The following is a 21,651-nucleotide window of genomic DNA, read 5'->3' as shown; positions in this document are numbered from 1 at the left end:
TTGGGGAGCAATAGTCAGATTTCCTGATTAGCATCAAACTTCCACACTAGTGAGTACCTCGTCGCCAACATGCCCTTGAGTGCCCGTATTTAGAGGTTTTATGCATGCTCCTGAGCTCTAGACTTCGCGAGAGAGACGATCTTTTTGGTTGTAGCGGAACATCAGTGCTAACCAAACAAAATTTTGTGAGACTTGCTAATTAAATAACGCTATGGAGTGTGACTTTAATTTATGAATTCCATTGATATCAATAATCCTCAGGAATGCTGCGGCTGTGGCGCTTGCGTTGCCGCATGTTCGAGTGCACGCATCAAGATGCAGGTAGATGCCGAGGGCTTTCTCTCGCCGGTTGTTGATGCTGATCATTGCACCGATTGTGGTTTGTGCCTAAAAATCTGCCCCTGGCAAACCGTGAGCGACCTAGGTGCGCGAGTTGTTCCCCCAAAGGTTTATGCGGCATGGCATTTGGATCAGGATATTCGGCGACAAAGTACTTCCGGCGGGGTTTTCACTGCGCTTGCTGAAGAAATTCTATCGCGAGGTGGCGCCGTCGCGGGCGCGGCGTTTGATGAGAACATGGTCGTTCGTCACATTCTTGTGGAGGAAGTAAAGGATTTGTCGCGACTTCGCGGCTCAAAATACATTCAAAGCGAAATTTCATCCGATATTTATGACCAGATGCACACCTTGTTGAACCAAGGTCGATATCTTCTTTTCTCTGGCACGCCATGCCAAGTTGCGGGGGTTCGTAATTTTCTGGGTCAGGACTACGAAACGCTCTATTGTTGTGATTTAGTCTGTCATGGGGTCCCTTCTCCGGGGTGGTTTCAAAAGTATCACCGTTCGCTGAGTAAGGGTGCACTGTCTCTTACCCAATTTAACTTTCGTGATAAAAAAATAGGTTGGAAGCGTTTCGGTATAAAGAAAACATGGTCAGACGGTTATTCTGTTTTCGATAGCATATATGAAGATCCCTTTATGGCATCATTTTTGAGAAATTACTGCTTGAGAGCATCCTGTTATGACTGCCATTTCACCACATCCGTTCGCCAGGGCGATATCACTCTGGCAGATTTTTGGGGAGTTGCGACAAAATATCCTGAGTATGATCGAGAAGATCGGGGGACTTCCTTACTATTGATCAATACTGAAAAGGGTCAAATGTGGCACCGCCGCTGCGAGCAATCCATTTTTATGGGTGTTGCAGACCTTAATCATGCCACACTTGCCAATCCTCAACTGTCGCGTCCTGTTGTCAAACCACCAGAACGGGACTCTTTTTTCAAGGATATGCTCACCTCGCCAGTCTCAGAAATGCGCGCCAAGTATCAGTTGTATCCGCCCCCTAAACGGGCACTTTGGCTTCGCGGCTTTGGCTTTATTGCTCGTCAGTTTAAGCGAGTCTGTGCCTCAAAATGACAGCGACCCAACGCCTTGTTCTCAACACTGCAGCGACTTATTTGCGCACTGTTCTTGCCGCTGGACTCGGACTCTTCAGCAGCCGGTGGGTTCTTAATGCCCTCGGGCAAACCGATTTTGGTCTGTTCAGTGTGGTCGGATCACTCATTATTTTTGTCACGTTTTTAAACAATGTTATGGCAGGTAGTGCCTCTAGGCATTTTGCTTACGCCATAGGTCAGAGTGATTGTGTTGAGGTTAACAAGTGGTTCAATACTGCCCTCAGCACTCATTTATTTTTCCCCTTTGCTTTGATCATCATTGGCTGGCCTATTGGTGAGTATTGCATAAGTCATATACTTACGATCCCCACGGAGCGGATCGAAGTTTGTAACTGGGTTTTTCGACTTTCTCTTGTTTCTGCTTACGTAACTATGGCGTCTATACCATTTGTCGCCATGTTTAGAGCCAAACAAAATATTGCTGAACTTGCACTGTGGGAGACGTTACAATCTGTTTGTGCCTTCACCCTTGCTTTGTCACTTAGTCTGGCCACTGGAGACCGCCTGCTTTTTTTTGCCGCGGGGATGGTTGCCATCCCAGTGTTTATTCAATCGATACTGGTCTGCCGTGCTCTTTTCGTCTTCCCTGAATGTCGAGTTAAGGTTTGTTACTGGTTTAATGCAGCGAGGACCAAGGAGATATTTGGATTTGCATCCTGGAGTCTGATCGGGATGTCTGGCGGTCTTCTTCGTAATCAGGGGTCAGCGATTCTATTGAATCTCTATTTCGGACCATCGGTAAATGCAGCATATGGTATCGCGAACCAAGTTACCGCACAGGCAGGAAATTTGTCTTCCGCCATGTTCGGTGCATTCTCCCCTGAGATAACTGCCAGTGAGGGTCGTGGAAACCGAGCACGGATGCTCGACCTTTCTCAACGTGCCAGTAAGTTTGGCATGTTGCTCATGTTGCTTTTTGCCGTACCGTTGATCGTGGAGATGGAGAACATACTCGAACTGTGGCTCGTTGAACCCCCAATGTATACAGCAATGCTCTGTCAATTAATGGTAGGGACATTTCTGGTGGACCGTCTAAGTGTCGGCTATATGTCTGCGGTGAATGCTTATGGAAAGATCGCGGGCTACCAGGCAACTATCGGAACGATTCTTTTCATGACCTTGCCGTTGGCGTGGTTTTTCCTTAGTAGCGGAGCGCCGCCTACAAGTGTTGGTCTGGCATTTGTACTCATTCAGGTTCTTTGTTCTTTAGGGCGAGTACTTTGGGCTCGGCATCTGTTCAGAGTGACTGTTCGCGGTTGGCTTATGGCAATTGTTTGGCCCTGTTCTATTGTGGCAATCGCTACGGTGCTTTCAGCTATGGTTCCTGTTTGGTTGATGCCGGCCACATTATATCGCCTGCTTCTTGTTTGTATAGTTAGTGCCATTGCTACTGCGCTGACATCTTGGTTCTTCGCACTTGATACCAGAGAACGAGCGTTCTTTGTCGATAATGTGAAAAAGATATTTTGTTCAATTCGGCGAAAATGAAAACTTGCTCTGAATGAACGTTTTTTGGCCTTGATGGATACCGCTATCATATCCTTGAATGTCATGTCTCAATGTTTGTTTGTCATCGCAATTAATGAGTTTGGAGAGTGAAATGGACGACCTGAAAACACGTAAAAGTTCAAAGTCCGTCGGTATTATGACGTTTCATTGGGCGCACAACTATGGTGCTATTTTACAGGCATGTGGATTAAGCCATTACCTTACAAAAAAGCTTTACGTAGATGTGCAAATAATCGATTTTAGGACAAAAAGACAGGAAAGGGTGAATAGTATTTTACCTAAAATCGTGTTTGATAAAAATATTGTCAAAAGTGCTGGCTACTTTTTTTTAAAGATGTTGCTTTTTAAACCATTGATAATAAGAAAATTTCGATTTCAAAAATTTTCGAAATTATTTTTTAGCTTTACCCCACACTATAGTAATTGTGATGAAATAAAGAATTCACCACCATTGGTTGACTATGTCATCACTGGCAGTGATCAGGTTTTTAATTATCGGATTCTTCCAGAAGATGAATTGAATGCCTACTTTTTGGCCCCTTTTACTTTGAAGAATACACGGAAAATTGCGTATGCACCAAGTTTTGGACGTGCTGAAGTTTCGGAGTCAATCAGTGCCACAATGGCAGCCTACTTGAAAGATTTTTATGCCCTTTCGGCAAGGGAACAAGATGGGGCGTTACTTCTCCAACATATGACAGGGGGCACCGTCCCGACAGTTGTGGACCCTGTCTTGTTGCTTGAGGCTGAAGAATGGAAAGAGATCGGTAAACCCATCGAAAAAATAAAGGGTCCTTATATTCTATGCTATGCGTTAAATGGTAGACACTTTCTTGGTGAGATGGCCGCTAGAATAAAGAAAATTACCGGTTTGCAAGTCGTTCTTATGACCTCGAAAATACTTACCGGGATTAAATCTGATATTACTGTGTATAATGCAGGACCACAGGAGTTTTTATGGTTGTTAAGCAATGCAACTTATGTTGTCAGTGACTCATTTCATGGTATGGTCTTTTCGACTATATTTGAAAAGAGTTTTTATGTGCAAATAGCTGCGCCTCAAGGTGCTGAAAGAATTCAGAGTTATTTGCAGATGCTTTCTTTAGAGTCGCGTGTTATAAATAAAAGTGAACAGATTGAAGAGGGTAGCTTGACCATTGATTATACATACCAAAGAAAAGTGCTCTCTGACTTAAGGAGAAAATCAGAAGAATATTTGATGTCTTCACTTTCATAAATCTATTGTTTTAGGTTTGTAATTGGGCTGAATGTTTTTGCATTTTTTTAATCAATAAAGTGGTAATTATTTGCTCGGTAAAACTTTTAAAAAATATAATAAGGTTTCCATAGTTGATAAGGCATATTTATTTGTCGTATTTTCCCTCATTGCGTTACTTACTTATGTAATGTTCGTCAGTCGTGAAGGCTTTGGATCTGGGGAATTGCATGGAGTGGGCCGCATTGTTCTTGCGATTGTTTTATTGCTGGCAGTTTATCTGATAAATAATATAAAATATTTAACAGGTGTCAACTTCTTTACGGGTGTTGTTCTTTTTTGGATCCCTTGTGCTTTCCTGTCATGTATAAATAATTTGATAGATGTTTCTTTTGCTGAATATATTGTTACTGTATCCAAATGTCTGCTGTGGTGCTTCGTTTACCTGTTTTTCTATATTTTCTTTAGGAAAAATCCAAAGGTGTTGTTTGTTGGAAACGCTTATTTTTTTGCAATTGCAGTGTTTTCATCGGTAGCATTTTTTTACATTTACTCGTTTACCAATAAGCTGTCAACTGTTGTTTACTACCAATTAAACGATGTATTTTACATACTATTGACTTTGCCTTGGTTGATCTCAGTAAAGAACCTAATTTGGCGTCAATTTGGTTTTTGTCTTGTTGGGGTTATTGTTTTATTTTCTATGAAAAGAAGCGCGTTTATAATTTTTTTATTTGCGATGGTCGTTTATTTGTTAATAGGTTTATTTAAATCAAGAAAAAAAACAAAAAAACTAGTTTGTTTATCCGCGGTAATACTTTCAGCTTGTACCGGTTTTGTTTATTTTAATCAATCTACTGGAGGTTATTTAATTCATCGACTTGGTTCAAGTATTGAAGATCAAGGTTCTGGACGAATTCAAATTTATGAAGAAGTTTTGCGTTCGTTTGCTGATTCTGGTTTGGTTAACCTTATAATTGGGCATGGTTATAATAATGTAGTGACTTTTACATCTGCGGGTTTATCAGCACATAATGATTTTTTAGAAGTACTTTTTGATTTTGGTCTTTTAGGCTTTTCGTTGTATTTGTTTATGCATATTTTAATTTTGAAGAAAACGATCAGCTTATTCTTTGAAAAACACTTTTACGCTGGGCCTTTCGCGGTCTCTTTTGTTATTTTCTTTTTAATGTCCATGGTTAGCCACCTTATAATTTACCCTACATATTTTTTGTTTTTAGTGGCTTTTTGGGGTGGTATCTTTGGCTCAACTGATAGCGTGGTGCCATGTGGTCGCTCGATTCATTAATAATTGTTATTTATAAAAGGTGATTTATGGTTGGCGTTAGCGTTATTATTCCGGTGTACAACCGGGAAAATTTTATTGGAGAAGCTATTCAAAGTGTTCTTGATCAGGACTTTGATGGTGATATCGAAATCATTGTTTCAGATGATGGTTCAACTGATAAATCCATCGAAATTGCAGAATCTTTCGGCCCGCTCGTTCGTGTTCTTCACAAGCCTATTGATTGCCTGAGTCAAGGTGTTTCTGGAGCACGAAACCGTGGCATCCTGGTTGCCACTCAACCATATATTGGTTTTTTGGATTCCGATGATTTTTATCTTCCTGGTCACCTGATTTCCCTCGTTTCAGTTTTGGAATTGCGACATGATATCGGTTTTGCATTTTCTCGCATGCAAGAGGTGAAAGAGGTTGACGGTTTAAGACAATATTCCCCTTGGACTAGACCCATTATCACTGATAGAGATGTTCGATATTTAGGATTAACTCGTTCGAGGCTCCTGTCTATGAATGTTTTAATTTTAAGAAGTGATGTTTTCGACAAGATTGGCAAATTCAATGAAACATATTCGAATGGTGAAGATGGCGACCTGTGGATTCGGCTGGGTGAGCATTTTGATGGTTTTTTTTTAGACCAAGCAGGGGCGGTTTGTCGCCGGGAACACGGCGCAGCTCAACTTAGTAATAATCAGCCCGATATTATTAGGGAGTGTGCCTTGAGAGTTTTTTCCGCAGCCCTTGAACGTGTTGCCACACAACCAATTAAAGATAAATATAGGTTTTTTTTATTAAAACTGAAGGTTTACGGCCTTAAATACTCTGGCATTAATACTCCTTTATATATCTTCCATTTGGTTAGTATGTTGTTTTGGCATCCGTTCCTATCTATTGTCTATCTTATTGAATATTTACATTTAAACAGAAAAGGCACAAAGGTGGTGACATGATTATCCTGTATAAAAGAATTTGCGGTATTTTACGTTATATTAGAAATGAGATTCACGCTAAACTTAATCCACTTAGTTATGCTAGGTCTATCGGTGTTACTTTAGGTTCAAATGTCCGTTTTTACGGAATGAAATCATCTATGTTTAGTTCTGAGCCATGGCTTATTACTATTGGTAATAATGTATATATCACTGCCAATTGTGCATTTGTCACACACGATGGAGGTACCCTCATTCTCCGAAAAGAAGTTCCAGATTTAGAGTGGACTGCGCCTATTACGGTTGGTAATGACGTTTATATGGGAGTAGGTACACTCGTCATGCCTGGGGTAACCATTGGAAATAGGGTAATTATAGGTGCCGGCTCGATAGTATCTAAAGACATCCCCGACAATAGCGTGGCAGCCGGTGTCCCGGCACGGGTAATTAAAACGACTGATGAATATTTGGAAGTCATGAAAAAGAAGAGTCTCAAATGCGGACATCTCCAAGACTTAGACAAAGAAAAGTTTCTAAAAGATCATTTTGGAATTACTACAAAAGCGTCCATTCTAAGATGAAGATTTGTAAATCATGATGTTTAAAATTATAATAGGTGTTTTGCGTTGAGAAAAAACTGGATTGCGTATGTCGGCCCATTTCAATTCCCTTGGGGGCAACCAGGTTCCCGCCGTGTTTGCGGTGTCGCCAGTTCAATTGCAGAGGCTGGTTTCGATGTTGTCGTTGGCTGTGGTGGAACTGAGCCTTTAGTGCCAGTCAACCTTAACGAGGGAGAGTTGCCAGGTTCGATTACCTACCTTGGTTTGGGTGAGACGCCCCCCTCTGGGGCACCCATCCTACCAAAATTGCTCCAGCTATTGGTTCACTGGGGGGAAAAGACTGTCGAGTGGCTCGATGTCCAACCAGTTAAGCCATCCCATGTCATTGTTTATGGTGGCAGTGCTCAATATATGTTTCATCTTCTTCCTTGGTGTCGGCGCAACCGTATTCCGCTCATAGCCGATGTTGTTGAATGGTATGACCCGAAGCACATGGCAGGAGGATTTTTCGGGCCGTTTCATATGAGCGCTAAGTGGGCCTTGCACCACCAATACCCGAAATGTGACGGTATCATTGTCATCAGTTCATATCTTGCAGAGCATTATCGTAAGAAGGGCTGTCGGGTGGTATGTATCCCACCCACACTTGATGTCAGCAGAATTCCTATCGAATTCACCGGCGATAGTGATTGTGCATCTCGACTGACCTTGGTCTATGCTGGCACGCCGGGGAAAAAGGATTTACTTGGCAATGTCATCCGCGGCATCGCCCAAATTGATCCTGATGGTGAGCGCGTAGGTCTTTTGGTTATGGGTCCATCGCCTGAACAGGTGAATTCTTTATTGAATGGTACTGATATGCCGCCATCCGTAGAGGTACTCGGACGTGTGTCTCAGGCAGATGTTGCTAAGATTATTCAGCGGGCTGATTTTAGTGTATTATTGCGTGATCCGCAACTTTTTGCTCAAGCCGGATTTCCTACCAAGTTTGTCGAGAGTATGGCAAATGGCACACCGGTCATAGCTAATCTAACCAGTGATTTAGGTTCATATCTTCATGATGGCACTGAAGGTGTAATCTGCCAGGACCATTCTGTCAATGGCTTTGCGGACGCTCTGCAGCGTGCCTTGCTCTTGTCGCCAGCAGAGCGATCTGAGATGCGCCTTGCCGCTCGTAGGCAGACGGAATGTTCCTTTGATTTTCGAAATTATACGGTAGCGTTATCAGAATTTTTTCAGGAGATTCGGTCATGAAGAGCATTGCTTTACTTTTTTATACATTTCAAAGAGTTAGGCGGCGGGTTCGAATGCTTATCCTACGTCCACTCTTTGGTAGTTACGGTTTCGGGTTTTCATTCGACCCTGACGGATTTTACTCTTACAAAAACATTCACGTAGGCAACAATGTAAGCCTCGGTTTTCGCCCTATTCTCATGGCAGATCTCTCTGTGATCAGAATTGGTAATCACGTCATGTTTGGTCCAGAGGTTGAAGTGATCGGAGGCGGCCATAACTCGTCTTTTATTGGGCAACCAATGGCTTCTGTTCATGAAAAAACTGGCAATGAAGATCTTGGCGTAGTCATTGAAGATGATGTCTGGGTTGGTACACGAGCCATTATTCTGCGAGGCGTTTGCGTCGGAAGAGGTTCAATTGTGGGGGCTGGTGCTGTCGTGACGAAATCGACACCTCCGTATTCTATTGTTGCAGGGAATCCGGCAAATGTTGTTAAGTTTCGCTGGGACGTTGCTACTATCCTAGCTCACGAAGAAAAACTCTATTCAACGGATAATCGTTTTTCCCGAGATTCTCTTGAGCAATGGCAATGTGAGATGAAAATGTTGCCACCTAAGCGATTAGTCAATGTCTGATACCCCTTTGCGCATATGTATGGTTGCACCTCTCCCTCCGCCTTACGGTGGAATTAGTCACTGGGCATCCATGGTGTCGGGTCATGCACAAAGGAAGAGTAGCCTTCTGTTGGAGATTGTCGATATCGCACCACGTTGGCGCGCCATACATGACCAAGCATTATGGAAGCGGCTTCTTGGAGGGACTCTTCAGACTTTACGTGATGGTTGGCAACTTTTTGGATGCCTGCGAAGAAGTCATCCCCAGGTCATTCATCTAACAACTTCTGGGCAATTAGCGGTTCTTCGGGATCTCGTTGTGATGTTTTTGGCTCGGCTTTATTCAGTACCTGTTATCTACCATATACGGTTTGGACGGGTGCCAAAAATTGCAAAAAAATCAACATGTGAATGGTTTTTGATGCGGATGGCTATGAACAAGTCAGATACCATTATTGCGATTGATAAAGAAACATTTAAGGCATTGAAGACATATCTTCCAAATTTAAGAGTTGTGTATGTTCCCAATTGTGTCAATTTTTCTGATCTTCCTGAGAGAAAAAATTTACCTCACCGGGTACGCAAGGTTTTATTTATTGGCTGGGTGATACCCACCAAGGGGATAGAGGAACTGATAGCGTCATGGGCTCAATTACAGCCACAGTGGTGGCAGCTTGAAATCGTCGGCCCTGGTGATCAAGATTATCAGCAGATGCTGATTGACAAATATCGACCTAGTAGTGTCGTTTTTCGTGGTGAACTTGATCATGTTGAAGCTATGGTTGCTTTGTCTGAATCCGATTGTTTTGTCTTGCCTAGCTTTACTGAAGGGTTTCCTAATGTCGTTCTCGAAGCCATGGCACTGGCAAAACCGATCGTCGCAACCAGTGTTGGGGCTATCCCTGAAATGCTAGATGATGGATGTGGACTGTTGATAAAGCCGCATTCTATTGATGAGTTGAAGGAAGCGCTCCAGTCAGTGATGATTAATGAGAAACTGAGAAATTCAATGGGGCTGCGTGCTTTTAAAAAGGCACATTCTAATTATTCTCTCGATGTTGTTTTTGAAAAATATATGAATATTTGGCAGTTAGCTGCAAGAAAGGGTTAGTCTTTAATTATGTTTACAGACAAAATACTACTTATCACCGGCGGCACCGGTTCCTTCGGTAATGCTGTACTTCGCCGTTTCCTCAACACCGATATCAAAGAGATCCGTGTATTCAGTCGAGACGAGAAGAAACAGGAAGATATGCGTATTAATTTGGCTAATCCAAAGGTCAAATTTTATATTGGCAATGTGCGCGAATACGACAGCATTCTATCTGCCATGGATGGAGTCGATTATGTTTTTCAGGCCGCGGCACTGAAGCAAGTTCCTTCCTGTGAGTTCTATCCACTTGAAGCTGTCAAGACTAACGTTTTGGGCACTGAAAACGTTCTTAATGCTGCAATTGCTAAAGGAGTTGAACGGGTCATCGCTTTGAGTACCGATAAAGCGGTTTATCCAATCAATGCTATGGGCATATCCAAAGCGATGATGGAGAAAATCGTCGTCGCTAAATCGCGCTTTACCGACTCAGAGAAAACAACTCTTAACTGTACTCGTTACGGTAATGTGATGGCCTCTCGCGGCTCTGTTATTCCTCTTTTTATCAAACTGATCAAGGAGGGAAAGCCTTTAACGATAACTGATCCAAATATGACTCGCTTTTTGATGTCTCTTGATGATGCCGTCGATTTGGTTCTCTATGCCTATGAACATGGGCAGCAGGGTGATACCTTTGTGCAGAAAGCACCTGCTTCAACCATAGGTGATTTGGCTCAAGCACTTAAAGAGTTATTTAATGCTGATAATGAGATCAAGACTATTGGCACCCGTCATGGCGAGAAACTCTATGAGTCGCTGATGACTCGCGAAGAGATGGCTCACGCTGAGGACCTTGGCGGGTACTACCGCATCCCTGCTGATAATCGTGATTTAAATTACAATAAATACTTTGTCGAAGGGGAACCGCAACATTCGGCCGCCGAAGATTATCATTCTCACAATACTGATCGTTTGAATATTGAACAGATTAAGGAAAAGTTGATGTCTCTCGAGCTTGTGCGAGATGAACTTGCTGCATGGACTAACAGGTAAAATTTTTTAGCCACCAATTTTACGAATTCGTACCAGTAAACGCATGCAAGGTTTTTGGGTGTTTCTTTAGTTACGGCTTATATTTCTAAAATTTGTGATATTCATGGTTGATATTAAAGAGGATTGTTCTATGAAGAATGTTCTGGTGACCGGCTCTGCTGGTTTTGTTGGCAAAAATTTGGTTGAAACGCTACGCCTTCGCGAGGATGTAGCGCTTATAACTTACGATATTGATGATGATCGTTCGGTTCTCGAAGATGCCTTGCGTAAGGTGGATTTTGTCTTCCACCTAGCAGGAGTTAACCGTCCGCAAAATGATGCAGAATTTCGTACTGGTAATGTTGATTTGACTGAAGAGATTCTTGGGTTTCTGCAAAAGCAGGGTAGGGCAGCACCTGTTTTACTCTGTTCATCTACTCAGGCAGCACTAGAGAATCCTTACGGTGAGAGTAAGCGGTCAGCTGAGGAGGCTGTATTCACTTACGCTCAAGCGATGGGAAGTAAGGCTTTTGTTTACCGATTGCCGAATCTGTTTGGTAAGTGGTGTCGGCCTAATTACAATAGTGCTGTTGCGACGTTTTGCCACAATATTGCCAATGACTTGCCGATTCAGATTAACGATCCAAGCGTCATCATGACGTTGGCTTATATCGATGATGTGGTTGCGGCTTTTATCTCAGCGTTTGATGGTAGTGCAACGATTCAGAATAAGTATGCTGTGGTCGAACCAGTTCATATTATTAAGTTAGGTGAGGTTGTCGAGCTGTTAAATCAGTTCAAGGCCAGTCGTGCTGAACTCAGTCTCCCCGATTTTTCTGATCCTTTTGCTAAGAAACTTTACAGTACTTATCTAAGTTACTTGCCAACTGATAACTTCAGTTATCCCTTGAAGATGAATGTCGACGAACGTGGTTCGTTCACTGAATTCCTTCGTACACCAGACCGTGGACAAGTTTCAGTCAATATCTCCAAGCCTGGTATCACTAAGGGCAATCATTGGCATCACACTAAGAATGAAAAATTTTTAGTAGTTAGCGGGCAGGGTGTGATTAGGTTCCGCAAGATCGGTAGTGATGAAATTATTGAGTATTCCGTTTCTGGTGATAGATTAGAGGTGGTGGATATTCCGACAGGATATACGCATAATATCAGTAATACTGGCGATGTTGACATGGTGACAGTGATGTGGGTCAATGAAGCGTTTGATCCTGAGAATGCAGACACTATCTTTGAACTTGTATAACTTTTAGCCACGAATTTCACGAATGGACACGAATAATCATATCCGGCATAAAGACCTTTCCTATGAGATTATGGGAGCATTTTATGAAGTTTACAATGTTTTCTAGAGAAGGTCTATGAGCGAGCTTTGCTTGAAGAACTTAATATTCGCGGAATCAAGGCAGTAGCTCAAAAAGAGATATCAGTATTGTTTAAGGGTAAAGAAGTTGGGCATTATATTGCTGATATTGTGGTTGAAAATAAAATTTTGCTTGAGCTGAAATTAGTAGAGTTTTGGTCAAGGTTCACGAAGCACAAGTTCTGAATTATCTCAAAGCGACAAGATTACGCTTGGGCATATTGATTAATTTTGGTAATGAGGGAATCGAGTCTAAGAGATTTGTTCTCTAAATGAATTTAAATTCGTGCCATTTGTGGCTAATGTTTGACTTGAGGTTTAAATGAAGAAAATAAAGGTAATGACTGTTGTTGGTACTCGCCCTGAAATTATTCGGCTTTCACGGGTTCTGGCGGCGCTGGATAAATATACTGACCATGTTTTGGTGCATACTGGGCAGAACTACGATTTCGAACTGAATGAGGTGTTCTTTCAAGATCTGGAAATTCGCAAGCCCGATTATTTTCTTAATGCAGCAGGGAAAAACGCGGCCGAGACCATCGGCAATACCATCATCAAACTTGATCCTATCCTCGAAGAGGCGCAGCCTGATGCTCTCCTGATTCTTGGCGACACTAATAGTTGTTTGTCGGCTATTCCTGCCAAGCGGCGCAAGATTCCCATCTTCCACATGGAAGCTGGAAATCGCTGTTTTGACCAACGGGTGCCAGAGGAGACCAACCGTAAGATTGTTGATCATACTGCTGACATTAATTTAACCTACAGCGATATTGCCCGAGAATATTTGCTGCGCGAAGGCTTACCACCGGATAGGATTATCAAAACAGGTAGCCCGATGTTTGAGGTCCTTAACCACTATGCTTTAAAGATTGATAATTCGGATGTGCTGAGTCGTTTGGGACTTGCACCATATGATTATTTCGTGGTCAGTGCTCACCGAGAGGAGAATATCGAATCGGATCGGAATTTTGACAATCTTGTTGGTATACTCAATGGAGTGGCAGAAAAATATGGAAAGCCTGTGATTGTTTCGACCCATCCTCGGACGCGAAACCGTGTTGAGAAAAGAGGAGTTACCTTTCATAGCAAGGTGCAATTGCTCAAGCCCCTCGGATTTAGTGATTACGTGCAACTGCAGAAAAATGCGTCTGCTGTATTATCTGATAGTGGTACGATCAATGAGGAGTCCTCGATTCTTAACTTTCCTGCGTTGAACATGCGCGAGGCCCACGAGAGGCCGGAAGGGATGGAAGAGGCGGCGGTGATGATGGTTGGTCTGGAATTGGATCGGGTGTTTCAAGGCCTAGAAATTCTCAAGGATCAGCCCCGCGATAATGAGCGTTTATTGCGACCGGTGGCTGACTATAGCATGTCGAATGTGTCAGACAAAGTGGTGCGAATTATTTTGAGCTATACTGATTATGTGAACCGTGTTGTCTGGAGGAATCAGTAGGTATGAGGATTTTGATGCTTACCCAGCTCTTTCAGCCTGAACCGAATCATCTCAAAGGGCTCGAATTTGCCAAGGCAATAGCGAGTTCTGGTCATGAGGTTCAGGTTTTGACAGGTTTTCCGAATTATCCTGGGGGGCAGATTTATTCTGGGTATCGGCAAAGACTTTTTCAGCATGAAGACATGGATGGTGTGGCGGTGGTCCGCGTCCCTTTGCTACCCGATCACAGTAATTCTGCCTTTAGGCGTATTTTCTGCTATGTCAGTTTGGCATTGACCATGTGTATCCCTGGATTACTTCTGGTGAGAAAGCCGGATATTGTCCATGTTTATCAAGGCCCAGCAACACTTGCACTGCCTGCGTTGTTGTTGCGTCTTTTCTTGCGTGTGCCTTATGTTCTAGATGTTCAGGATATCTGGCCGGAGAGTGTGACAAGTTCTGGGATGCTCAGGCCTGCTTGGCTGGGAAGAGTTTTGAGCTTCTGGTGTAATTTGACGTATCGTTTTGCTCAAAAAATTGTGGTTCTATCTCCGGGATATCGCCAGTTATTGATTGATCGGGGGGTGCCGGCTGAGAAAATTGAGATTATTTATAACTGGTGTGATGAGAATCAAGTAGTTGATGCTGCACTGCCTGAGGCGGCGAAGTATGTTTTTGATGAGTCTCGATTTACGGTTGTCTATGCCGGGAACCTCGGGGTGGTTCAGAAACTCGATGCAGTGCTTGATGCTGCAGAAATTCTAAGCGTTCAATCTCCAGAGGTCAGATTTGTTTTTATTGGAGACGGTGTCGACTCACCGCGGCTTCAACGTATTGTTGCGGATGGAAATTTTGACAATGTCATCTTCGTTCCCCGGCAGCCTTCATCAAGTATTGGGGCGATTTTGAGGCGAGCGGATGCACTGCTTATTCACCTTCGTGATGACCCATTGTGCAGGGTAGGTATCCCTCAAAAAACACAGGCATATATGGCTGCAGGACGTCCTATTATTGTTGGCGTCAAGGGGGATGCTGCTGATCTTGTAGTAGAGGCCGGTGCGGGTATCCCCTGTGAACCAGAAAATCCTTTGAGTATTGTCGAGGCGATCATGAAATTGCAGGAACTCACCCTCCAGGAACGGGAACAAATGGCACAGCGGGGTTATTCTTATTACCAGAAAAAACTTAGCTTTCGCGTGGGAACGAAGAAGATGATATCTGTATTGGAGGGCTGTCTTAAATGCAATTAGATTCGGATATCATTCGAAAAATGGAAAGTAAGGATCTTGAACACGTAGTTCAGACCCATCTTGAAAGTTTTCCAGGGTTTTTTCTCTCATTTTTAGGGCCGCGATTTCTGAGACTATATTATTCTGGAGTGATTGACGCACCTGAAGGGATCTCCTTTGTTTACCTTGACTCTGCTGGTCAGCCTTCAGGGTTTGTGGCTGGGACGACCAATCCTCGTGGGTTTTACCGGAGATTGCTGGTTAGGGATTGGCTGAAGTTTTCTTTTGCCTCTTTTAGAGCCATCTTGCACAGACCTTCCGCCATTGTAAGGGTGGCGCGGGGCATCCTTCACCCCGCTAGCAACCCAATTGGGCCTGATGTTGCCGGTCTTTTTTCTATAGGAGTGCGGCCAAACCTACAGGGAGTTGGTGCAGGGAAGGTTTTGGTGTCGAAATTTATTGATGAGGCTAAAGCTCGTGGATGTAAATGTGTTTTCCTGACGACCGATCGGGATGAAAATAATGCCGTTAACACATTTTACGAACAGTTGGGATTTTCCCTGGAGCGCCAACATGTAACACCTGAGGGGCGTCGGATGAATGAATACTGGATTTCTCTGTGAAGGAAATAATGTAATGAGTGCCTTTTTACCTTTTGCTTTACCTGATATCGGTGATGATGAAATTGCCGAAGTTGTTGATTCACTTCGTTCTGGTTGGCTGACTACTGGCCCCAAGACCCAACGTTTTGAAAATAATTTTGCAGAGTTTATTGGTTCGGAAGTTGAAGCGGTTGCTGTTAACTCCGCTACGGCCGGTCTTCATTTAGCACTAGAGGCAATAGGCGTTGTGGCCGGCGATGAAGTGATTACCACACCATATACCTTTACCTCTACGGCTGAGGTGGTTCGCTATCTCGGCGCTGATCCCGTGTTTGTTGATATTGATCCGAAGACACGCAACATCGACCCAAAATTGATTGAGGGTGCAATAACTTCCCGTACTAAGGCTATCATCCCTGTACATTTTGCTGGTCTTAGTTGTGATATGGCAGCGATTTTAACTATTGCCAAGCGGCATGGACTGAAGGTTGTTGAAGATGCTGCTCATGCCCTTCCAGCAACCTTTGGTGGCCAATTGGTGGGTAGTCTACAAAGTGACGCTACGGTTTACAGCTTTTATGCAACCAAGACGATTGCGACCGGAGAGGGAGGGATGGTTGTTACTACAAATCCCGAAATTGCCAAGCGCTGCCGGGTCATGCGACTCCACGGCATAAGCCGAGATGCTTTTGACCGATACTCCTCTCAAAAACCTGCATGGCACTATGAAGTCGTTGCTCCAGGTTTCAAATATAACATGACAGATCTTGCTGCGTCTCTTGGAATACACCAACTGAAAAAAGCTTGGGCATTTCAGGAAAAGCGCCAACAGATGGCAGCAAATTATGATATGGCTCTAGCTGGGCTGCCACTAGAGTTGCCTCCTCAGGCTTTAACGGAGGATACCCATGCTTGGCATCTGTATGTTATACGTTTGCAGGATAATGTCAAAATTTCCCGTGATCGGTTTATTGAGTTGATGGCCGAAAAAGGAATCGGATGTAGTGTTCATTTCATCCCTCTCCATTTTCATCCGTACTGGCGCGATCATTATGAATTGATGCCAGAGAGTTTCCCTGGAGCGACTCGACTTTATCAGGGGGCAGTCAGCTTGCCACTTTATACCAAGATGACGCAGGCCGATCAGGAGCGAGTGATTGATGCTGTGACCTGTATCCTCAAGGGGAGTGTTTGTTGATGGCTAAACGTCTTTTTGATCTCTTTTGGACAGTACCTGGGACTGTTCTTCTTAGCCCCTTGTTGTTGGTGATTGTTGTCTGGATCAGGCTTGATTCGTCTGGGCCTGTGTTTTTCAAGCAAGATCGCGTTGGTCGTTATGGTGAAATTTTCAAAGTGCTTAAATTTCGTACAATGGTGGTTGATGCAGAAAAACGTGGACTTAAGATTACCGTAGGGTGTGATTCGCGTATTACTCGGCCCGGGTATTTTTTGCGGAAGTATAAGTTGGATGAATTGCCGCAGTTGTTCAATGTCCTTGCTGGCGACATGAGTTTGGTTGGGCCTCGACCAGAAGTTCCTGAATATGTAAATTATTATCCTGAAGATCTTCGGGTAAAAATATTGCAGTTAAAACCAGGGATTACAGATCGGGCATCTATTGAATATCGCGATGAGAGTAATTTACTTGCTGAATCGAAAGACCCATCTAAAACATATATTGAAGAAGTTTTACCTGCTAAGTTGAAATATTATTCAGACTATGCTGATAAACATACTGTCATTATCGATTTTATTTTGATTATTAAAACATTCTTGTCGTTGGTGCACAAAAGGTCTTGAATTTAACTTTTTAGTGTATAACACCAAGACTGTTCAGGATGAACAGCTCATTTTAGTTGACGTTGGTAGTCATGATGAGGTGTACCGTTAAGGGTGTTCAGTGAAGTGGGAACTATGGGACAGGCACTTACTTCTTGACCTGCGATTTTCCTTGTATTACTATCGGCGACAACTCTGATAAAAGGATTGTTTGATTATGACTATGCCCCGTTACTCCCAGCTTTCTCTTGATGACACACTTTGGTATCACTGTGTCTCCCGTTGCGTTCGTCAAGCGTATTTGTGTGGTAGCGATCATACTACTGGGCAGAGTTATGAGCATCGTCGTGATTGGGTGATGCAACGCATTAAGCAACTTGCGGCTATTTTCACCATTGATGTAGCGGCTTATGCGGTGATGAGTAATCATTATCACATTGTTGTACGGGTGGATAATGAACGTCCCGATGTATTAACGACTGAAGAGGTGCTTCAGCGCTGGACTCAGCTCTACAAAGGGCCGATATTGATTAGCCGTTATTTGTCTGATCAACGGTGCGATATGAGTGATGGTGAGCTTTTTCGTGTGGAACAGCTGGCCGTGGTGTATCGACAGCGGTTATGTAATCTTTCGTGGTTTATGAAAAATTTGAACGAACATATCGCTCGTAAAGCTAATAAAGAAGATAAAGTTAAGGGGCATTTTTGGGAGAGTCGCTATAAATGTCAGGCGTTGTTGGATGATAAGGCTCTGCTGACGGCAATGGCTTATGTTGATCTGAATCCTGTGCGGGCAGTGATGGCTGAAACCCCTGAAGAGTCTGAGTTTACCTCGGTTTGTGAACGGATGAGAGAGATTAAGTCATGTCAGGTTGCTGTTGATGTCGGTGACGACATTGTGACGACTGAACAGCCTGAGGTCGAGTCCTCCTCAGCTTCTTTGATGCCCTTTGATAGTTCAGGGCTAGATGTTAATGCCATTCCCTTTGCGTTGCATGATTACCTTGAGTTGGTTGATTGGGGTGGTCGCGTGTTGTATCCTGATAAGCGTGGCGCTATTGAAGCGGATGCTCCGCACATTTTGCGACGCGTTGGTATTGATCCGGCGTTGTTTATTCAGTGTGCGGGTGATTTTATGTATATTTTTGGCCTGACCGTTGGGTCACCGCAGTCTATGGCTGCGTGTTGTGCGCGGCGACAGGTGAAGTTTTTGCGTGGCATGAAGGCGGCTCGTGAGATGCTGGGTGCTGCTTGAGTTGGCTTTAGTATGGAACCGTTGACTTAGTAGTTCTCTATTAATTTGGCCAAGCACTTTTTTAATTCGGGCATGTCTTGCTTAACGGTACCCCATACTGCAGACAGATCGACACCGAAATATTGATGAATCAGTACATCTCTCATCCCGGCCATGTCCCGCCAGGGCACTTCTTGAGAGTTGTTTCTCGTTGTCTTAGATAGGTTTTTGCTCGCTTCACCAATAATCTCTAATTGTCGGATTACACCATCTTGAACCAAGCGTGATCGCATGAAGGTTTCATAGTTAAAGCCTTGAACATAGTGTTCGATCTGTTCCACGGCATCAAGGATGTGGAGAAGGTAGACACGATCATCTCTTTTCATTGGTAGATGATCCGTAGCTCTGACTTGATTCTGTCAATAAGATGAGGGCTGATTGCTGCTTCAGTCAAAAGGTCAACTTCTATGCCGAGAGCTTCAGATAGTTCTCTCTTGATGCGTACCAGGGTTAGTAGGCTTTTGCGCTCCGCAAAATCAACCAGCAAGTCTAGATCGCTATCAGGTCCAGCTTCATCTCTGGCATAGGAGCCAAAGATCCCAATTCGAGATGCGCCATAGTTTTGCAATATCGGCAGTAGTTTCTCTTCGAGATTTTTAGTATCCATAGTCAAGCCTCCAGTATCCTTAATACTACAAGATTGTAACTAAAATGAAAACACATTTACGGGCTGGCTCAGATTCGTTGGAGATTATGCAGTTTTTAAAACTATGGAAATCTATGGGACAGGCAACTACTTCTTGGATAGGTTCTGAATTGATAACTAGTCAATGGTACCCCCCCCTTTTTTATTTACAGGGATATGCAGGATAAATGCTTAACCCCTTATTTTAAGTTTTTTATGGTTTTGTTCTTCCATCCTGTCCCTCCCTGTTAAATTTTCATTCGATTTATGTTTTTATCTTGCTGCAGAACGATGGGGCAAGTAACACCTTCTTGACAATGGTTCAGTAAGGGGATTGTGCTGTTTCTGGCGATCAAATTCTTAACCCAAAAAACATAATTGAACGAAGAAAAAGCGGATAATTGCGGATGAAAGCAAGTCCGGAAGTCTCTAACCCCGAAACAATCTCTTGATTTAAGGGGGTACCCGGTGTCATTTACGTTAATCCGCCCTTATCTACCGTTCGACAAAAAGGTTTGTTGCTGGTTGCGATGGCAGCGTGTTGCGCTCGGCGGCAGGTGATGTTTTTGCCTCGAATGAGATGCAGTGTAGGAAATACCGGGTGCTGTTTGAGAGGGGTTAGATGTTAGCAGGTTGGTCTCTTGTAATTATTGTATGTTGACTTTGTTGTTGTGCTATAGTCTTGCCCTTGTTCAGTGCTTACTCTGTAGATCCAAAACGTTGTCTTTTCAGTGATGTAATGAATTTTAAATTGATAGATAATGTACGGGAAATAGTATGAAAGTTATATTACCTGTAGCAGGTAAGGGCCCCCGTTTAAGGCCACACACTCACGCCAAGGCGAAATCGTTGGTGCGGGTCGCGGGTAAGACGGTGTTGGAGCATATTGTCAGCCGTCTTGACGCTGTTGAAGTCGAAGAATATATCTTTATTGTCGATGATAATGGTGATCAGATCCGTGATTTTATGCAGGAAACTTTTCCGTTGTTGAACTGTAGTTATGTTGTTCAGAAGGAGCGCCTTGGACCGGCACATGCGGTGTTTTTAGCGGCGCCACGTATTAACGCCGGCGATGATGTACTGGTGGTGTTTAACGATACGATCTTTATTGCTGACTTGCTCAAAATACCTGAGATCTGCGCCGAATCCGATGGCTTAATCTACTCGAAAGAGGTTGTCGATTATCAGCGTTTTGGTGTCAATGTTGTCAACGACGGTGCCATTGTCGATATGGTTGAAAAACCCGACACGCCGATTTCAAAGCTTGCTCAGGTTGGATTGTATTATCTCAAAGATGCCGACGCCTTTATGACCTATTTGGCTGACTGTATCGACGCTGGTGAGACGGTTAAAGGGGAATATTATCTCCCTGCGGTGTTTATGCGCATGATTAACGATGGTAAGCGCCTATTAGCCCCAGAGATCGATGCCTGGCTTGATTGTGGTAAACCTGAGACGCTACTTGAAACCAATCGTTTTCTGCTCAAGGAACGTCATCATAACCATGGTGAGGTGGTCAACTCAGTGTTGATTGAACCTGTTCATATTGGTTATGGGGCTGTTGTCCGTAACTGTGTCCTTGGGCCGAATGTTTCCGTTGCTCGCGGCAGTGTTGTTGACGGTTGCGTCATCAGTGATTCGATCATCAATGCCGATAGCCGTGTCTGCCATGTGATGTTGAATTCGACGATTTTGGGTGATTCAGTGAAGCTGCAAGGCTCTGCGCAAAAGATGAATGTTGGCGATCACTCGATTCTTGATATTGGTTAGGACAACACTAAAGGCTGTAATTGAACGCAGATAAAAGCGGATAACGGCGGATGGAACTAAGCTTGAAGACCGGTGCATTTAGCCACGGACGCACACGGAAAAAGGCGGACGGGAACCTTTAGGGGTAAAATCAAAAGGCTATTCTTGGGATTTCAAAAAGACTTAGTCCGCTTTTGTCTATGTGTGTCCGTGGCAAATATCGAACGATTGGGTAGAACTATGGAGTATGAAGAACTGACTTATGCAATCAACGGTGCTGTTTTCGAAGTTAATCGTATTTTAGGACCTGGATTCATGGAAAAAGTCTATGAGAATGCTTTGCTTGCAGAATTGAAATATCGAGGCATTAAGGCTGAAAGCCAAGTTCCAATAAAAATTGATTATAAAGGAAATATTGTCGGAGAGTATTTGGCCGACATTGTGGTTGATCAACGTATAATTATAGAGCTTAAGGCTACAGAGTTTCTACTTAAAGTTCACGATGCACAAATTCTCAATTATTTGAAAGCAACTGGTCTCAAACTTGGTCTGTTAGTTAATTTCACTTACCCTAAGGCAGAAATTAAACGATTTATTCTTTAAATTGTTTTAGC

General features: G+C 43.4%; 21 protein-coding genes and 1 pseudogene. 20 read left to right on the top strand and 2 right to left on the bottom strand.

All coding sequences use genetic code 11. The features are described 5' to 3' along the window. Positions 1-231 precede the first annotated feature (231 nt). The 18 genes and pseudogenes from ACZ5KY_RS12690 (at position 232) to ACZ5KY_RS12605 (ending at position 18,624) form a co-directional block, all read left to right on the top strand. Complete coding sequence (locus ACZ5KY_RS12690) at positions 232-1,419, top strand: Coenzyme F420 hydrogenase/dehydrogenase, beta subunit C-terminal domain (protein ID WP_464244263.1); 1,188 nt, start codon at positions 232-234, stop codon at positions 1,417-1,419. After that, a complete protein-coding gene (locus tag ACZ5KY_RS12685) occupies positions 1,416-2,948 on the top strand; it encodes a lipopolysaccharide biosynthesis protein (RefSeq protein ID WP_464244262.1) in 1,533 nt (510 codons plus the stop codon). Before ACZ5KY_RS12690 ends, ACZ5KY_RS12685 begins: the two co-directional genes overlap by 4 nt. 112 nt (positions 2,949-3,060) lie before the next feature. Then, positions 3,061-4,206 carry a polysaccharide pyruvyl transferase family protein gene (locus tag ACZ5KY_RS12680; RefSeq protein WP_464244261.1) on the top strand — a complete coding sequence of 382 codons (1,146 nt, stop codon included), beginning with the start codon at positions 3,061-3,063 and terminating at the stop codon, positions 4,204-4,206. A 70-nt stretch (positions 4,207-4,276) separates the two neighbouring features. Next, on the top strand, positions 4,277-5,494 hold the full coding sequence (locus tag ACZ5KY_RS12675; protein WP_464244260.1) for an O-antigen ligase family protein: 1,218 nt from the start codon (positions 4,277-4,279) through the stop codon (positions 5,492-5,494). A gap of 26 nt (positions 5,495-5,520) precedes the next feature. Further along, the gene (locus tag ACZ5KY_RS12670) at positions 5,521-6,435 is read left to right on the top strand and encodes a glycosyltransferase (protein ID WP_464244259.1); all 915 of its coding nucleotides are present in this window, start codon (positions 5,521-5,523) and stop codon (positions 6,433-6,435) included. After that, entirely contained in the window at positions 6,432-6,995 is a 564-nt protein-coding gene (locus tag ACZ5KY_RS12665) for a DapH/DapD/GlmU-related protein (protein ID WP_464244258.1), read from the top strand. Before ACZ5KY_RS12670 ends, ACZ5KY_RS12665 begins: the two co-directional genes overlap by 4 nt. A 45-nt stretch (positions 6,996-7,040) precedes the next feature. Further along, positions 7,041-8,228, top strand: a complete 1,188-nt coding sequence (locus tag ACZ5KY_RS12660) for a glycosyltransferase (RefSeq protein ID WP_464244257.1) — start codon at positions 7,041-7,043, stop codon at positions 8,226-8,228. Then, complete coding sequence (locus ACZ5KY_RS12655) at positions 8,225-8,845, top strand: acyltransferase (protein ID WP_464244256.1); 621 nt, start codon at positions 8,225-8,227, stop codon at positions 8,843-8,845. The genes ACZ5KY_RS12660 and ACZ5KY_RS12655 overlap by 4 nt, the downstream gene beginning before the upstream one ends. A gap of 109 nt (positions 8,846-8,954) precedes the next feature. Then, on the top strand, positions 8,955-9,935 hold the full coding sequence (locus ACZ5KY_RS12650) for a glycosyltransferase family 4 protein (protein ID WP_464244255.1): 981 nt from the start codon (positions 8,955-8,957) through the stop codon (positions 9,933-9,935). Between the two features lie 9 nt (positions 9,936-9,944). Beyond that, positions 9,945-10,967 (top strand): polysaccharide biosynthesis protein, encoded by a 1,023-nt coding sequence (locus ACZ5KY_RS12645; RefSeq protein ID WP_464244254.1) that lies wholly within the window; start codon positions 9,945-9,947, stop codon positions 10,965-10,967. A 130-nt stretch (positions 10,968-11,097) separates the two neighbouring features. Beyond that, positions 11,098-12,210, top strand: a complete 1,113-nt coding sequence (locus ACZ5KY_RS12640; RefSeq protein WP_464244253.1) for a polysaccharide biosynthesis C-terminal domain-containing protein — start codon at positions 11,098-11,100, stop codon at positions 12,208-12,210. 126 nt (positions 12,211-12,336) lie between these two features. Continuing rightward, positions 12,337-12,599: pseudogene (locus ACZ5KY_RS12635) on the top strand (GxxExxY protein). A gap of 50 nt (positions 12,600-12,649) precedes the next feature. Next, positions 12,650-13,780: a non-hydrolyzing UDP-N-acetylglucosamine 2-epimerase gene (gene wecB / locus ACZ5KY_RS12630; protein ID WP_464244252.1), complete on the top strand. Its 1,131-nt coding sequence runs from the start codon at positions 12,650-12,652 to the stop codon at positions 13,778-13,780. Positions 13,781-13,782: 2 nt separating this feature from the next. Continuing rightward, the gene (locus ACZ5KY_RS12625; protein ID WP_464244251.1) at positions 13,783-15,009 is read left to right on the top strand and encodes a glycosyltransferase family 4 protein; all 1,227 of its coding nucleotides are present in this window, start codon (positions 13,783-13,785) and stop codon (positions 15,007-15,009) included. Then, a complete protein-coding gene (locus ACZ5KY_RS12620) occupies positions 15,000-15,611 on the top strand; it encodes a GNAT family N-acetyltransferase (RefSeq protein WP_464244250.1) in 612 nt (203 codons plus the stop codon). The genes ACZ5KY_RS12625 and ACZ5KY_RS12620 overlap by 10 nt, the downstream gene beginning before the upstream one ends. A 13-nt stretch (positions 15,612-15,624) precedes the next feature. Beyond that, positions 15,625-16,788, top strand: a complete 1,164-nt coding sequence (locus tag ACZ5KY_RS12615; protein ID WP_464244670.1) for a DegT/DnrJ/EryC1/StrS family aminotransferase — start codon at positions 15,625-15,627, stop codon at positions 16,786-16,788. Then, positions 16,788-17,390, top strand: a complete 603-nt coding sequence (locus tag ACZ5KY_RS12610) for a sugar transferase (RefSeq protein WP_464244249.1) — start codon at positions 16,788-16,790, stop codon at positions 17,388-17,390. Before ACZ5KY_RS12615 ends, ACZ5KY_RS12610 begins: the two co-directional genes overlap by 1 nt. Positions 17,391-17,586: 196 nt before the next feature. Beyond that, positions 17,587-18,624 carry a transposase gene (locus ACZ5KY_RS12605; RefSeq protein WP_464244248.1) on the top strand — a complete coding sequence of 346 codons (1,038 nt, stop codon included), beginning with the start codon at positions 17,587-17,589 and terminating at the stop codon, positions 18,622-18,624. A 26-nt stretch (positions 18,625-18,650) separates the two neighbouring features. Here the strand turns inward: ACZ5KY_RS12605 and ACZ5KY_RS12600 are convergent, their stop codons facing one another. Together ACZ5KY_RS12600 and ACZ5KY_RS12595 are read right to left on the bottom strand one after the other, a co-directional pair. Continuing rightward, positions 18,651-18,989: a HepT-like ribonuclease domain-containing protein gene (locus ACZ5KY_RS12600; protein WP_464244247.1), complete on the bottom strand. Its 339-nt coding sequence runs from the start codon at positions 18,987-18,989 to the stop codon at positions 18,651-18,653. Beyond that, positions 18,986-19,270, bottom strand: a complete 285-nt coding sequence (locus tag ACZ5KY_RS12595; protein ID WP_464244246.1) for a nucleotidyltransferase family protein — start codon at positions 19,268-19,270, stop codon at positions 18,986-18,988. Before ACZ5KY_RS12595 ends, ACZ5KY_RS12600 begins: the two co-directional genes overlap by 4 nt. A 795-nt stretch (positions 19,271-20,065) precedes the next feature. Here ACZ5KY_RS12595 and ACZ5KY_RS12590 point away from each other — a divergent pair. Together ACZ5KY_RS12590 and ACZ5KY_RS12585 are read left to right on the top strand one after the other, a co-directional pair. Next, positions 20,066-21,058 carry a sugar phosphate nucleotidyltransferase gene (locus ACZ5KY_RS12590; RefSeq protein ID WP_464244245.1) on the top strand — a complete coding sequence of 331 codons (993 nt, stop codon included), beginning with the start codon at positions 20,066-20,068 and terminating at the stop codon, positions 21,056-21,058. 219 nt (positions 21,059-21,277) lie between these two features. Beyond that, positions 21,278-21,640 carry a GxxExxY protein gene (locus tag ACZ5KY_RS12585; protein ID WP_464244244.1) on the top strand — a complete coding sequence of 121 codons (363 nt, stop codon included), beginning with the start codon at positions 21,278-21,280 and terminating at the stop codon, positions 21,638-21,640. Positions 21,641-21,651: the final 11 nt, after the last annotated feature.

The sequence above is a fragment of the Desulfuromonas svalbardensis genome (genome assembly GCF_055389415.1).
This window is presented reverse-complemented; position numbering and strand designations above follow the sequence as displayed.

Coding starts and splice junctions, on each gene's coding strand:
- ACZ5KY_RS12690 (WP_464244263.1), top strand. CDS start 232: ATGAATTCCATTGATATCAATAATCCTCAGGAATGCTGCGGCTGTGGC.
- ACZ5KY_RS12685 (WP_464244262.1), top strand. CDS start 1,416: ATGACAGCGACCCAACGCCTTGTTCTCAACACTGCAGCGACTTATTTG.
- ACZ5KY_RS12680 (WP_464244261.1), top strand. CDS start 3,061: ATGGACGACCTGAAAACACGTAAAAGTTCAAAGTCCGTCGGTATTATG.
- ACZ5KY_RS12670 (WP_464244259.1), top strand. CDS start 5,521: ATGGTTGGCGTTAGCGTTATTATTCCGGTGTACAACCGGGAAAATTTT.
- ACZ5KY_RS12665 (WP_464244258.1), top strand. CDS start 6,432: ATGATTATCCTGTATAAAAGAATTTGCGGTATTTTACGTTATATTAGA.
- ACZ5KY_RS12655 (WP_464244256.1), top strand. CDS start 8,225: ATGAAGAGCATTGCTTTACTTTTTTATACATTTCAAAGAGTTAGGCGG.
- ACZ5KY_RS12645 (WP_464244254.1), top strand. CDS start 9,945: ATGTTTACAGACAAAATACTACTTATCACCGGCGGCACCGGTTCCTTC.
- ACZ5KY_RS12640 (WP_464244253.1), top strand. CDS start 11,098: ATGAAGAATGTTCTGGTGACCGGCTCTGCTGGTTTTGTTGGCAAAAAT.
- wecB (WP_464244252.1), top strand. CDS start 12,650: ATGAAGAAAATAAAGGTAATGACTGTTGTTGGTACTCGCCCTGAAATT.
- ACZ5KY_RS12625 (WP_464244251.1), top strand. CDS start 13,783: ATGAGGATTTTGATGCTTACCCAGCTCTTTCAGCCTGAACCGAATCAT.
- ACZ5KY_RS12620 (WP_464244250.1), top strand. CDS start 15,000: ATGCAATTAGATTCGGATATCATTCGAAAAATGGAAAGTAAGGATCTT.
- ACZ5KY_RS12615 (WP_464244670.1), top strand. CDS start 15,625: ATGAGTGCCTTTTTACCTTTTGCTTTACCTGATATCGGTGATGATGAA.
- ACZ5KY_RS12610 (WP_464244249.1), top strand. CDS start 16,788: ATGGCTAAACGTCTTTTTGATCTCTTTTGGACAGTACCTGGGACTGTT.
- ACZ5KY_RS12605 (WP_464244248.1), top strand. CDS start 17,587: ATGACTATGCCCCGTTACTCCCAGCTTTCTCTTGATGACACACTTTGG.
- ACZ5KY_RS12600 (WP_464244247.1), bottom strand. CDS start 18,989: ATGAAAAGAGATGATCGTGTCTACCTTCTCCACATCCTTGATGCCGTG.
- ACZ5KY_RS12595 (WP_464244246.1), bottom strand. CDS start 19,270: ATGGATACTAAAAATCTCGAAGAGAAACTACTGCCGATATTGCAAAAC.
- ACZ5KY_RS12590 (WP_464244245.1), top strand. CDS start 20,066: ATGAAAGTTATATTACCTGTAGCAGGTAAGGGCCCCCGTTTAAGGCCA.
- ACZ5KY_RS12585 (WP_464244244.1), top strand. CDS start 21,278: ATGGAGTATGAAGAACTGACTTATGCAATCAACGGTGCTGTTTTCGAA.